Below are 14,061 nucleotides of genomic sequence, written 5' to 3'. Positions count from 1 at the left end.
ATCTGTTTTAAGCCCGCTGATCGTTCATCAGCGGGCTTTTAGTTACTTTGCAGCATGCAGATACGCAAAGCTGAGTACCTTATATCGAGCCCCAGTTTCGATAAATGTCCGAAACCGGATGTTCCTGAATATGCGTTTATCGGGAGAAGTAATGTGGGCAAATCTTCGCTCATCAATATGTTAACGGGGCAGCGGAGTCTGGCCAAAACATCGGCCACACCGGGCAAAACACAGCTCATCAATCATTTTGTGATAGAAAGCAGTGCCGGCGAAAAAGGGCCTCGACACAAATGGTATATTGTTGACTTACCCGGTTATGGTTATGCCAAACGCTCACAGACCGACAGAAGAAGATGGGAACAGATGATTGAAGGCTATTTCCGTAAACGCGAAAACCTGACCCAGATTTTTGTACTCATCGACAGCCGGCATGGCCCGCAGAAAAACGATCTTGAATTCATCAGCCAGCTCGATAAATGGGGTGTTCAGTTCTCACTGGTATTTACCAAAACCGATAAAGAAAAACCCGGCGTAGTAAAAAGAAATATCGAAGCTTTTTTCGATACCCTCCGAACCACCTGGCAATTTCTACCCAGACATTTTGTAACGAGTGCGGAGAAGAAGTTGGGGAGAGAGGAAATGCTGGCGTTTATTGAGGGGTGTAATAGTGAGAGGATGAGTTAAGTAATGATGACTGACTTCATCCAAAACTTTTGTAAAGGTTTGGAACTTTCCAAAAGTTAACGCACAGCAGATGGGCGATATTCTTCAGCCCAAATTTTGTAAAACCGATGTTAGCGGCAGTACTCAGTGTTAGTAAACTACACTGACTTTTCTATTACTTATAGTAAATCTTATTGCTTTCATCACATTCACTGGCTTGTCATTTTGTTTGCCAGGTTCCCATAAACCAGAAGTGGAAAGTATTGTGGATTCTAATTCCTTTTCAAATGGGAGAGCTTTTTGACCATCAAACTTTTGGACATGATCAACAGTTCCATCTTTTTGTATTTGAACAAAGTAGATAGCTGTATATGTTTTTTTTGAAATTTTTATTCGCTTATTCAACCCGTTTGTTAAAGTGTCTTCGAAATCAATTAAGCCAGTTTTAAAAGTTGGCATTACTTGAGCCTTCATGAAAACGATGTTATCGGATGCAACCTCTGACTTTCTATCCCTTGCACTTGAATCACTACTCTGTGATTGTACATGTAAGTGCATAGACGAAAAAAGAAAAAAAGCAAAAGATATTATTCTCATACATTGATTATTGCTAACGGCCAGAGCTTGCTGCTGTGCTGTTATTTTATAATGCTCAGCCCGGAACCGCTGCTGATTGAAAACTGAAGTTGAAGTTAACAACTAAAAGCCAAATAGAAATCGGTAAGCCCAATATTAGCTTATAGTAGTACTACAGCCGATTGTTGTTCCACCCACCATCCTTGCGGAAACCCTTTTGTTAGTGGCATATTTTTTTTATCTCTGTTTTTGTTTTGAATAATTCTTCTTTGGGTCTGTCCAGCCATTTGTTAAGTATTGCTGAGTCTTCTAAATAAACGCTCAAGAAAACAGCATTATCTGACGTTTTTTCCACGGTCTTGTTTTGCTTTTTTGCGTCCAGCACTTGTTTTTTTAAATCGTTAAGTTCTGTCCAAAGCCACGGTAAATCATCATTACTTATAAAGTGAATATTTCCTTTTAAGCTATACTCTGCAATGACTTCTGTCAGACAGTAGCTTAACTTACGTTCACCTACCTCAACCGCTACACAGTTATATTTTGATAGACTGGTAAGAAAATTTACCAGTTCTTTGTTGTCCTCCCTGCATCCGCTAAAATTCCCCCATATTTTATAAGTTAATGGGTCTTCAGATACTTTACGAATTGGCGGGCCTGAAAAATATACTTCATAAGTTTCATCAAGAGTATTAACTCCCAATGAATCCTTAACAACCATGTATGCAACTTTAAAGAAATTATCTATTTGCAGAAGGTCTGTTTTGTGCTTGTCATTATGAATCGGAATTAAAACTGTGAGATTTACTGTGTCTTTGGGTGAACGCACATAGCTAATCCGAAAACCTCCACCATCAGTTGCATCACCTTCTTCACGCCGTGTTGTTGTGTTTGGAACATATTTGCTAAACATTTCTCTTAATTCGTTAGCAACTTCCGAATTTAATTTGTAATCTTTTTCATATACAGAAATTGGTTCTTTTGTTTTCTCATTCAATTTGGGTTCATAGCCATAATTCTTGCATACTAAAGTATTAGAACTAAAGTCTACTGTGAATGAAGTGTAAGGTGATTTGAAACAGGCAAAGTCAAGAGTGACGCTTTGAATTGACTTTTTGCTGTCATTACATGAAATTTGTCCCAGTAAGATTATAAACATCAAAATGGTTAAGAATTCTTTCATACTCAGGGTGTGCATGTAAAATTGCCGCTAACTCATAAATATACGCAACCCGCCACACATATACAATAAAATTAATCTATTTAATATCAATACATTACCCCAAAAAACAGGAAGAAATATGGACAAAACAGCAATGCTTTGTTTCCCGCAGAGTCTCCGAGGCACGAGGGACTCTGCGTGTTACACAGCCGGCCTGCTCCATTTACTTTGAGTTCAATCATTTCATTAGCGAATGTTCGGGAATGCTGATTACTAAATAACCAACTCATGCGAGAGTCACCGCAACGTCCCCATTCTTTCACCTGCGGTGATAGAGGGAGACATTGCGCAGATCAAAATGGTTGAGATTGTCGTTCATTCCCAGCAGAGTCTCCGAGGCACGAGGGACTCTGCATGTTACACAGCCAGCCTGCTCCATTTACTTTGAGTTCAATCATTTCGTTAGCGAAAGTTCGGGAATGTTGATTACTAAATAGCTTACTCATGCGAGAGTCACCGCAACGTCACCATTCTTTCACCTGTGGTGATAGAGGGAGACATTGCGGAGAACAAATGGTTGAGATTGTCGTTTTTATTTGTACAATAACTTATTGAAACGGGTCATCTTCAGCCTTTAAGAGCGCCTGCAGATGAAGAAATGCTTTTTTTATTTTTTCAAAGTTGCTGCCGTCACCTATCAGATAAGGAAATACTGCATAATTATTTTGAATGGGGCCCTTGATATTTATCTCATCCTGCAAAACCGTCATAGAGTTAAAGTCGAAATACACCAATCCTGTAGTTGCATTTTTCTCTTCTGATGAAGAAATTCGGGTAATAAAAAGCGGGTTAAACTTATAAGTACGCGGACGCGAATCACCAATATAAGTAAAAATGATTTCGACCTTATTATCGGAAAGTTTTACTTCCTGCAGGTACTCCGAGGCAAATGAGGCCGGTTGCAACTTCGGATGTTTGAAGCCCGCAATTTCTTTGATCTTTTTATTCAAATAGGCAATTGTTTCGCCCTTTGTTAGTGTTACCTGTGCTTTTCCCTGGAGAAAAATTATAATAGTCATCGCGAGGATACACGCTCGGAAAAAGTTGTTCATATAATCATAGTTAGATTATTAAAGTAAGAAACTATGTATTCACACCCAATACCTAAATATCGGTATGATACATATACATTGAAATGATGAGTCGGCGAACGCTCACACATAAGAAAGTTAATCAGTAATTCAAATACCCGATTCGTCTGTAACGACTTGGTAAATCTAAAAGTAACCAGTACACCCGCTGTGTAAGTGGTCAGCAGTGATTAGTGAATAAGGATTACAACAGCCCAGTATTTACTACTGACTGCTCAGTACTCACTAACAAATACCTCAGTTCACTACCTTATCTGCACAGCAACTACTGGCAAAGGCTTCAGGCTTCATTCCCCGCAGAGTCTCCGAGGCACGAGGGACTCTGCGTGTTACACAGCCAGCCTGCTCCATTTACTTTGAGTTCAATCATTTCGTTAGCGAAAGTTCGGGAATGCTGATTACTAAATAGCCAACTCATGCGAGAGTCACCGCAACGTCCCCATTCTTTCACCTGCGGTGATAGAGGGAGACATTGCGGGGAACAAAATGCTGTATCAACTATGCAATTCTAACATCTTATGTTAGAATTGCATAGTTGATACAGCGAATCTGGAGGAAAAACTAAGACACTTCAGGGGTGCAGAAATGGGCCTATCCTGGAATTTTCGGGTACTCCTAATAGGCCATTGAAATCAAACAAAGTTCATCGCCATCCAATTGAATGGTGAATGTCCGAAGGACTCCTTCGGAGGTGAGTAAGGGCTCAAGCACTCACTACTGACTACTCACTACTCACTATCCTCAGTTCACTACCTTATCTGCACAGCAACTACTGGCAAACGCTTCAGGCTTGGCTTTAAACGCAAAGCCCATACCGAGTATATAACCCATGGCTTCGCGTAAAGCGTCGTTGCTTTTAAACTGTGGATTGGTATTGATATCGGCATGTACTTCCATATCAACCTGGTGTTCAATAAACAGGTCGCATAGTTCGTACGCTATTTCAATACTTTTGGCTACTTCTACCAGCATTCTTTCCTTGATGTGGTATTTCTGTTTTGTTTTCTCATTGTGTATGTACATGAACCCGCCATTGTGCTCACGCAGAAAAACGATGACCGTTGCAAACTCGGTATCATCGCCTTTTACCTGGCTGTCGGTGCCAATACATACTTTGAGTTTAATGCCCTGTGAAGTTTCGCGTTTGATGGCTTCTGCCACCGCTTCTTTAATGGGCAACTGAATCTGTTCGCCGTTAAATTTTCTCCAACGCATATGAGGAAGGTTTTTGTAAGTTACCGATTAATCGGGGTTCTGCGAACGGGTTAATGATTTCTTATTGTTCACAGCTGTGGAGAACCGGGGCGGGAATGGTGAATGGTGAATGGTGAATGGTCAATGTCCGAAGGAGTCCTTCGGAGGTGAATGGCAAGGAGAGAAGAATAAATTTTACCTCGAACTTGTAGCTTGCAGCTTGTGGCTTGCAGCTCGAAACTCATAGCTCATAGCTTCCCTCCTCCCTGCTTATTTGTCACTTTTTCAAAAATTGTACGGAAATTGACAGGTAATAACCCTCAAAACGTTTTCATGAAAATTCTTCTGCATTACCTTAAACCTTATAAATGGCTGGTTTTACTGGCTTTGCTGCTGGCAGCGGTTAACCAGACTTTCTCCCTTTTCGATCCCATGATCTTTGGAAAACTGATTGACCAGTTTGCCAATCACCCAAAAACCAATGCCGATGGCAGCTTTCGTACAGAAAGTCAGTTCATCAATGGCATAATGACCATGCTCTTATTGCTGGTGGGTACCGCCATGGTGAGCCGTATAGCCAAAGCATTCCAGGATTATACCGTAAATGTGATCATCCAGAAATTCGGCGCTAAAATATTTACCGACGGACTCAAACATTCCATGCGCCTCCCCTACCAGGAATTTGAGGACCAGCGCAGCGGCGAAACCCTCTCTATTCTAACCAAAGTGCGGTCCGATACGGAGAAATTCATTGGTTATGTCATCAACGTATTGTTTGGCATTATTGTAAGCGTGGTCTTTGTTTCTATCTATGCTACCAAACTGCATTGGTCTATCATCCCCATATTCCTCGGTGGTGCTGTAATGATTGCCTTTGTAACCAACCTGCTGAGCAAGAAAATAAAGATCATCCAGAAAACCATTGTGAAAGAAACCACTTCACTGGCGGGTTCTACCACTGAGAGCTTACGCAATATTGAACTGGTAAAAAGCCTGGGACTTACCGACCAGGAAGTAAAACGTCTGAACACCAATACCTACAAGATTCTCGGACTTGAACTAAAAAAAGTAAAGAGCATCCGCTCCCTCAGTTTTATTCAGGGTACCATGGTGAATTTTCTGCGTCAGGTAATCACGTTTACACTGATGTGGCTTATTTACCGCGATGTATTAACCGTAGGTCAATTGATTTCACTTCAATTCTATAGTTTCTTCATCTTCGGTCCGCTACAGGAAATTGGCAGCATCATCATGAGTTATCGTGAAGCCGAAGCATCGCTGAATAATTTCCATAACCTGATGGAGAAAAAAGTAGAGCCCCGCCCCGATCAGCCCAAACAGGTGGGACTCATTGAAGAACTCGAATTTAACCAGGTGGTATTCAAACACCAGACCGCTCAATACCGTGCCCTCGATGGCATTTCTTTCGATGTAAAAAAAGGTGAAACCATTGCTTTTGTAGGTCCATCGGGTTCGGGCAAGAGTACACTGGTAAAATTACTGGTAGGCTTGTACCGTCCACAGGAAGGTCATATTTACTATAACAAAGTAAATGGCGCCGATATGAACTTCGATGAATTGCGTAACCAGATTGGTTTTGTAACACAGGACACCCAATTGTTTGCCGGCACCATTCGCGAGAACCTGAGCTTCGTTCACCCCGATGCCAGTGAAGCAGACCTGCTGGAAGCCTTACACAAAGCCAGTTGCGACAACCTTTTATCAAGAGCAGAAAAAGGACTGGATACCATGATTGGTGAAGGTGGACTGAAATTAAGCGGTGGTGAAAAACAACGTTTATCTATTGCACGCGCTTTGTTGCGTCACCCACACCTGCTTATTTTCGATGAAGCCACTTCTGCATTGGACAGTATTACCGAAGAAGAAATTACCAATACCATCCGCCATATCTCCGACGAGAAAGAACAGATTACCGTAATGATTGCCCACCGCCTCAGCACCATCATGCATGCCGACCGCATTTATGTACTGGAAAAAGGCCAGGTAGTAGAAACCGGCAACCACCAGTCATTACTCAACGAAAAAGGATTGTATTATGCGATGTGGAGACAGCAGATAGGAGAAAGGAAGACTTTGTCAGCTAGCGCTTAAAAACAGAGAAATAAGGAATAAGAAATAAGGAACCGAGAAAGTATTTTTCTTCCCTTTCTTATTTCTTATTCCTTATTTCTTATTCCTCTGTTCCCTCAGTCCCGTCCAAATTTCTTACGAAAATATTCTATGACTGATGGGTCTTCCAGTCCTTCCATATCGCTGAGTTCGAGTTCGAGGGCTTTGGTACTGAGTTGTATTTCGATGAGTGAAAGAAATAAGGATGCTGCAAAACTCATTAGTGTGAGGGCAAACACTACATTCGCTGCCATCATGTATTGTGTGTAAATAAGGTACATACAGATGATGCATCCCAGAAAAGTAATAACACCCAGGGCCTGCATGTTCTTGATGAGTTTTAAACGATAACGGAGGTTTTTTATCTGCCCATGAATAATATGTTTCTGTTCGTGACTCTGGTATTTATCGTGCAGGTTGCGTATCCTGTTTGATAAAGAGAGGAAACGATTGGTATAGGCCAGCATGATCAGACTGATGGCAGGAAATAAAAGGGCGGGTGTGTTGAGGTTGATCTCCATGCTTAAAAATAAGGAATATGAAATAAGAAATAAGGAATGAGGAAGTAAGAGACGGGTAATTAGGGTTGTTATGAAAAGGAAAAGCCACAGATGCACAGATTTTTTTACCTAATCTGTGCATCTGTGACTTTTATTTCTTTCAGTCAACTAGAGCCTAAACCCTATCGGCACATTTAATTTCAAACTGAAATTTCTGCCCATATTGAATACACCTGTTCTGCCAGTGGCATTGTTGGTATCTGTGTATTTGAGTCTGCTTAAATGGTTCTGGTAAGCTACATCGGTAATATTATTCAAACCAATGTGCAGACTGAACAATGTTTTTCCTTTGTGCAGCACATCGGTTCCTGCACCGATGTTGAACAAGGTATAACCATCTGTTACCGTTTCGGTATTGTAACCGGTAAAGATTCGGTTTTGTCTGCTTACATTATCCATCTCTGCCTTGAAGTATAAATTACCCAATCCTTTACCAGCTTTTTTGAAATCGGCCCGCAGCTCACTTTGTAAACGGGGTGAGGGAATAAAAGGTAAACGGTTACTGCCATCTATCGGCTGTCCAAACTGACCCATGACCAGTGAGAAACTGTTTTCGAAGTGTAACCAGTCGAGCGGATGCGGGTGCAGGTCAACATTCATTTCAAAACCGGCAAGTGATGCACCTGATTGTCTGAATTTAAATGCGGTTACATCTGTACCATCCACATTCACCAGCGAATCGCCGCCACCGGCTGCGGTGAGTTTACTGTAGAAAATATAGTTCTGAATATTATTATAGAACCCATTGAAGTTGATGCTTACGTGTTCGGAATTTATTTCTACACCTGCATCGAACTGCAGTGAGGTTTCTGTTTTCAGGTTGGTGTCACCAAACTCATAACGATCTGTTCCTTCGTGCACACCATTGCTGGCGAGCTCAGAAACAGTGGGTGCCCTGTAACCCCTTGCCACATTGAGTTTGAGTGTAACATCTTTATTGGCATTATAACTCAGCCCCACACTACCACTGAAATTGCTGAAGTTCTTAGTGAAGTCGGTGAACTTTACTTCTGTTCCTTCCATAAAGCCTTTACCTGTTACACGTCTGTAATCGCCGCGTATACCACCACTCAGCGTGAGGTTTTGCTGAAATGTTTTTTTGGTATAGATGAATGCGCCTGCATCAAACTGGTTGTATTCAGGAATCAATACTTCTTCTGCCAGGTTTTTGTTTTGCTGGAACATACCATTGACACCATAAGCTGTTCTCCATCCATTTTTTTCTGCTGCATGGTACTGCACATTATAATTCACTGTTTTCAGATCGAAATATAATTCAGGAACAGTTGGTGCATCGGGATCGCCCAGTTCTTTTCGCTGGTTACGCTGAAAACCGAGGTTCAATGCCAGTCTGCCAGTACCCACTGCAATATTATTATCCGTTGCAATTTTAAAGTGATGGATGTTTTGTCCGGGTGTATAAAACTGTCTGCTGTTCAGCTCATCATTGGTAGCTACACGCTCCGATGGAGATTCGGGAAAAATGAGGAATGCACCTGTAGCCACATCTCTTGCCCCTTCTACCACACCCAGTTTCTGGTTAAAACTGCTGATGAGTAAATGGCTGTACCCCCATGATTTATTGATACCGAGGTAACCACCGAAATTATTTTCTTTGAAGCGGCTGTTGAACACGCGGCCATCGTATTTATTCCTGTAATCGGCAGCCGATTTACTGGTACCATACACATTCCAGTTGAAACCAGATTGATCGTGTGCGGCCAGGTTAGCACTGAGCGCACGTAATCCATTGTTATCATTGAATGCTCCAAGCAGGTTACCTTTTACAGTGCCCTGTTCAACCGGAACATTGGTGATGAGATGAAGCACCCCTGCCATGGCATCGCTGCCATATAGTAATGAAGCTGGTCCTTTTAATACTTCGGCACGCTGCAGGCTGTATTCATCAATTTCAATTCCATGTTCATCGCCCCACTGTTGTCCTTCCTGGCGAATACCATCGTGTATGGTTACCACACGGTTATAACCCAGACCCCTGATCACAGGTTTGCTGATGGCTGGTCCTGTTGATAGTGCTGCAACACCAGGCACCAGTTTTCCCAATGCGTCGATGATATTGGTGGATGAAGACCTGAGCATGTCTCCTTTTTTGATGATGGATACAGGCTGTGCCGATTGTTTTACTTTGGTAGCAGAAGCCACACCGGTAACGGTTACGGCATCGTGTTCTGCATAGGTTTCTTTGAGTGTAAAAACAGCAGAAGCAGTATTCTCCGCAATGGTCATTATTTCCAGTAAGCTGGCATAACCCTGGAATGATATTTCTACAAGGTATTTACCTACCGGTACTTCAGGCGTGCTAAACTGTCCATCTATGCCTGCCACTGTTCCGGTTCGGGCTTCATGAAGATAAATAGCCGCTCCCGGTAATGGCTGACCCTTGATGTCTACCACTTTACCTGTGAGTTTTCCTTTGGGTGGCGCTGCTTCGGGCATGGCTGAAACCCATATACCCATTGACAGAAAAGCCAAAACCATGATGCATTTGAATGATCTGTTCATACTATATGTTTTTGCTACTATGTTGCAAATATATAGTTCAGATTCAAAAATTACATCATTGTTGCAAAAAATTCACCGATTATTATCGCACTTTAATCATGGTACGTACCTGCTGGATGGTCATATTCTGGTAACGGGCATAATAAATACCCGGCGGCAGCCTCGATCCGTCGAAGACTACATTATAATTACCAGCTTCATATTCCCGATCGGTTAAACTGGCAATTACCCTGCCCATGGTATCCATTACCTGGATGAGGGTATGTCCGCCTGCAGTTTTAAAACTGATATTGGTACTATTGGTAAAAGGATTCGGATAATTGGTTAAAAAGCTCTCCCCCGACAGGTTCACCGATTTATTACAGGCCAGTGAATTGATGATAGGAAGTGTTTGAAAGTTTTTCAGCATGATCTGGTCCAGGTCCTTTGCATCTACACATAACCATTTGTTCAACAGGGTGGCATACACACTTCTGAAATCGTATTGAAAAGGCAGGTTATCATTAAAGTTGGCAGTGACAGGTATATTGGGTGTATCGCCAATGACACTGGCATCTACATTTTTTCCAAATACAAACATGGGCGCTGCAGAGCCATGATCGGTTCCGATACTACCATTGCTTTTGATTCTTCTGCCGAACTCAGAAAAAGTCATACCAATAACACGGTCTTCTACTTTCTGCAATTTCAAATCATCCTGGAAGGCTTTAATCGAATCGCTTACATTTTTTAAGAGATTGGCGTGTGAACCGGTAGTGGTATCGGTTGAATTTACCTGTGCAGAATGTGTATCGAATCCACCATAACTCACCATATAAATTCTTGTCTTCAATCCACCTGCAATCAGTCGTGCTACAATCTTTAACTGCGATGCCAGTGAATTATTCGGATACTCGGCCTGCTGTGTAACTTTTGCAGATGCTGCTTTGATACTGGTAGCATATTCAGTTGTTTGCTGTGCCACCTGTCTGATATAAGTAAGCTCTTTACCCGCAGGTGTATTCGGTGCCGGATCCTGCACACCACTGATGAGGTTATAAAAATTATTCGGGTTCGATATGCTCATACCCATGCTCACTGCCGGACCCTGTAAAGCGAGTGATGTGGTTGAACCAATTTGTATGGCCAGCGGATCGGGCATGGAACTATTGGGATAACCATTCGGGAAATTGGGATACTCATAATTCAAATACCTGCCCGTCCAGCCGCTGTTCACTACTTCCTTGCTATCACTGGCGCTCATCCAGATATCGGTGGCACGGAAATGAGAAAAGTTAGGTTGCGGATAACCAACAGAATGAATCACACTCATCTTTCCATCATTAAACAATGCCTGCATACCCGTCATGGAAGGATGTAAACCCACTTTATCGGTTCCGGCCAGGTTCAATACTTTCTGTTGAGGTATGTACATGTTGGAACGGGCGCGGATATAGTTGGGAAAATATTCCAATGGTATCACTGTATTCAATCCGTCATTACCTCCATTCAACTGAACAATCACGAGTACATGATCTGTTTCTGTTGTAGGTGGAAACAGACCCTGCATGAGTAAAGACTCTGCACCAAATGCTTTAACCGTCATGCCGTTGATCAATGAAGGCAGCATCACACCCGCTGGCACAGCATTGCGTAAAAAATTCCGTCTTTGCATAGTATTTGGTTTTAAGCGAGTTGGTACTCGGCCAGATTCATTAAGTATTTAAGCAGGTCGCGGATATAATTTCTCACCGTGGTGGCATTGGCCATATCACCCGGATTATTGATAAACTGATCCCATGCATTGGTCCAGTAATAATCCTGCGACTGTCCGCCCAGCAGTATATCTTTTTTGATCTGCGCTTTTGATGTGTCAGACAAATCAATCCGATACATGAGTTTGGTGAAATCGTTGATCAGTTGATTGGGATCGCCGGGATTGGAGAATGTTTTAGCCAGCTCCGCACCGTCAATCATCATTTTGGTTCCGGCAAATGTGTAACCATTCACCACCATGGTATCGGTAAACTGGTTGCGTTTGGGAAGTGTATCGCTGTTGATCCACATTTCATAAAACTGTGGTTCCTGGTAATAGGCTTTCCAGCCACTCACATCGGGTGGGTCTCCGATATTCTGTTGCAGATTGCTTGCCTGGTTTACGAGATAGTTCCAGTGTCCGTAATTGGTAATATAATCTGTATCGGGCTGAAAAGGAATCTCAAATTCACGGCAGATACCCACTACTAAATCAACCGGACTTTTAATCTGGCATCCACGGGAAAGGATGTCGAAAAAGTGTTCGCTCATCAGCAGGGTGCGTAATACGGGTGCCACTTCATAGTTGGCATTGCGGAAAATAACTGCCAATGGTTTGATGATATTATTCTCTACGGTATCATCGATATCATAATACACCAGCCAGCGATAAAACCTGCGACACATGTATTCTGCCACTTCGTTGGTGGCAAAAATCATATCAAGCATGGCATCGAGTTCTTCTTCACCTGCGGTGGGTCCGTTTTTACCGGTGATGACCGTGTTGTTGTAAAAAGAAGAAAATTGTTTGTCTTTTTTATCGTGTCTGTTATTGTCGTAAAACGATGAGATGGTATTGGCATTGTTTCTCCATCCGGTTAATACCCTTGCCGATTCCTGCACATCTTCTTCGGTGTATTGTGAGCCGGGGCCCTTGCCACAGCAGAACAATTCCTGTAATTCGCGTCCATAATTTTCATCGGGTGCTACTGCCTGGTTGAGTTGTCCATTCAGGTACACCAGCATAGCAGGATCGAGTGTTACAGCTTTTACCAGTGCCTTAAAATTTCCTACTGCATAACTTCTTAACAGTGCATGATGTTTATAAACAAACTGGGCATTGATATCGGTGCTTTCTGTGGCAAAATGATTGTGCCAGAACAGGGTCATTTTTTCGCGCAGGTTTCTTTCCTGTCTGATCATCAATCCCATCCACCATTTTTTAAAAGAGGCTCTGCGCAGGCTGCCCACTGTTCCGTCGTTATTGGGGTCGTTTACCCAGGTATCGCCCTGTAGAATATTGGTATCGGGTGTAGTGGCGTTGGCCGGTGTGGTATATTCTTTTACAGGAGGTGCAGGTGCGTCGGGAGCGATGGTTAGCAGGGCATCTACCGCCTGTGCGCAGGTGAGCGACTGGAAATAGGCAATATCACTTCTTTTGGCCCCGAAGAGTGCTCGTTTCAGGAGATGAATTACTTCTGCCTCGGTCCATGGACCGGTATAAGGTGCAAGACCCGTTGTGGGTGGTGGCATGTCTTCCAATGCCACAGCTTTTGGATTTACTGTTGTCAGGGTAGATATATCTTCCATCTGCAGGTTTTAAATAGGACAGTGAGAATCAGTTTCTTAGATGAAAAATATCGTTTTTTAGCCGTTTTTCATCCGTCCATTGGTCGAATTAATCCTCACTTAATATTTATACAGATACAATTCGGTGTGGCAATGCAGCATCGGAAGGTAAAATATGTCTATATTTAGGGTAAACTATTTTACCCCTTCATGACGGAGCAGGCTATAATTGCAGGCTGTTTACAAAACGACGCTGCCGCTCAGCGCGAGTTGTATAACCGGTTCAGCCCTAAAATGCTGAGTGTGTGTTACCGTTTTGCACCGAACCGCGAAGATGCGGAAGACATGTTGCAGGAAGGGTTCATTAAGGTATTTACCCAGATACATACATTTCAGAACAAAGGCGCATTTGAAGGATGGATCAGGCGTATCATTGTTCATACCTGTATCAACTTTCTGAAGAAACATAAAAAGTTCAATGAAAGTCTTGATATCAGTTATGCCAACACGGTACATGTGAGAGAAGAAACGGTACCCTCCATTATGCAGGCCCGTCAGATCATTGAATGCATACGTTTATTACCTGTTGGTTACAGAACGGTTTTAAACCTCTATGCATTGGAAGGGTATAGTCATAAAGAAATAGGCATCATGCTCGACATCGAGGAAAGTACCAGCCGAAGCCAGTACACCCGTGCCAAAGCAATGCTTGAAACGATATTGATCCGTAAAAAGATCATCGAAGCACCAAAACAGGATTTTCAGTGGCTTACTGCGTTTAATAAATCGTAGCCATTGTTTG

General features: G+C 42.5%; 11 protein-coding genes. 3 read left to right on the top strand and 8 right to left on the bottom strand.

Annotation, left to right across the window (positions count from 1 at the left end; genetic code table 11):
• The first annotated feature begins 54 nt into the window (after positions 1–54).
• A complete protein-coding gene (gene yihA, locus ACH3Z1_RS07490) occupies positions 55–684 on the top strand; it encodes a ribosome biogenesis GTP-binding protein YihA/YsxC (RefSeq protein WP_490821264.1) in 630 nt (209 codons plus the stop codon).
• A 129-nt stretch (positions 685–813) separates the two neighbouring features.
• Here the strand turns inward: yihA and ACH3Z1_RS07485 are convergent, their stop codons facing one another.
• From ACH3Z1_RS07485 to ACH3Z1_RS07470, 4 genes are all read right to left on the bottom strand, one after another.
• Positions 814–1,260: a hypothetical protein gene (locus ACH3Z1_RS07485; RefSeq protein ID WP_490821263.1), complete on the bottom strand. Its 447-nt coding sequence runs from the start codon at positions 1,258–1,260 to the stop codon at positions 814–816.
• A 199-nt stretch (positions 1,261–1,459) separates the two neighbouring features.
• Entirely contained in the window at positions 1,460–2,419 is a 960-nt protein-coding gene (locus ACH3Z1_RS07480; protein WP_490821262.1) for a hypothetical protein, read from the bottom strand.
• Positions 2,420–3,006: 587 nt separating this feature from the next.
• On the bottom strand, positions 3,007–3,477 hold the full coding sequence (locus ACH3Z1_RS07475; RefSeq protein ID WP_490821261.1) for a hypothetical protein: 471 nt from the start codon (positions 3,475–3,477) through the stop codon (positions 3,007–3,009).
• A gap of 813 nt (positions 3,478–4,290) precedes the next feature.
• Entirely contained in the window at positions 4,291–4,764 is a 474-nt protein-coding gene (locus ACH3Z1_RS07470) for a ribonuclease H-like YkuK family protein (protein WP_490821260.1), read from the bottom strand.
• A 312-nt stretch (positions 4,765–5,076) separates the two neighbouring features.
• Here ACH3Z1_RS07470 and ACH3Z1_RS07465 point away from each other — a divergent pair, with 312 nt between their 5' ends.
• Positions 5,077–6,855, top strand: a complete 1,779-nt coding sequence (locus ACH3Z1_RS07465) for an ABC transporter ATP-binding protein (RefSeq protein ID WP_490821259.1) — start codon at positions 5,077–5,079, stop codon at positions 6,853–6,855.
• A 95-nt stretch (positions 6,856–6,950) separates the two neighbouring features.
• On the opposite strand, the gene ACH3Z1_RS07460 is transcribed toward ACH3Z1_RS07465, so the two are convergent.
• The 4 genes from ACH3Z1_RS07460 to ACH3Z1_RS07445 form a co-directional block, all read right to left on the bottom strand.
• Positions 6,951–7,394, bottom strand: a complete 444-nt coding sequence (locus tag ACH3Z1_RS07460) for a DUF2721 domain-containing protein (RefSeq protein WP_490821258.1) — start codon at positions 7,392–7,394, stop codon at positions 6,951–6,953.
• A gap of 147 nt (positions 7,395–7,541) precedes the next feature.
• Entirely contained in the window at positions 7,542–9,956 is a 2,415-nt protein-coding gene (locus ACH3Z1_RS07455; RefSeq protein WP_490821257.1) for a TonB-dependent receptor, read from the bottom strand.
• Between the two features lie 82 nt (positions 9,957–10,038).
• A complete protein-coding gene (locus tag ACH3Z1_RS07450; protein WP_490821256.1) occupies positions 10,039–11,610 on the bottom strand; it encodes a DUF1501 domain-containing protein in 1,572 nt (523 codons plus the stop codon).
• 11 nt (positions 11,611–11,621) lie between these two features.
• On the bottom strand, positions 11,622–13,280 hold the full coding sequence (locus tag ACH3Z1_RS07445) for a DUF1800 domain-containing protein (protein WP_490821255.1): 1,659 nt from the start codon (positions 13,278–13,280) through the stop codon (positions 11,622–11,624).
• A gap of 189 nt (positions 13,281–13,469) precedes the next feature.
• Here ACH3Z1_RS07445 and ACH3Z1_RS07440 point away from each other — a divergent pair, with 189 nt between their 5' ends.
• On the top strand, positions 13,470–14,051 hold the full coding sequence (locus tag ACH3Z1_RS07440) for an RNA polymerase sigma factor (RefSeq protein ID WP_490821254.1): 582 nt from the start codon (positions 13,470–13,472) through the stop codon (positions 14,049–14,051).
• Positions 14,052–14,061: the final 10 nt, after the last annotated feature.

It is taken from the genome of Sediminibacterium sp. FW305-C-49 (genome assembly GCF_058231085.1).
Note: the sequence above shows the minus strand (reverse complement) of the source record. Positions and strands in the feature narration are given on the sequence as shown.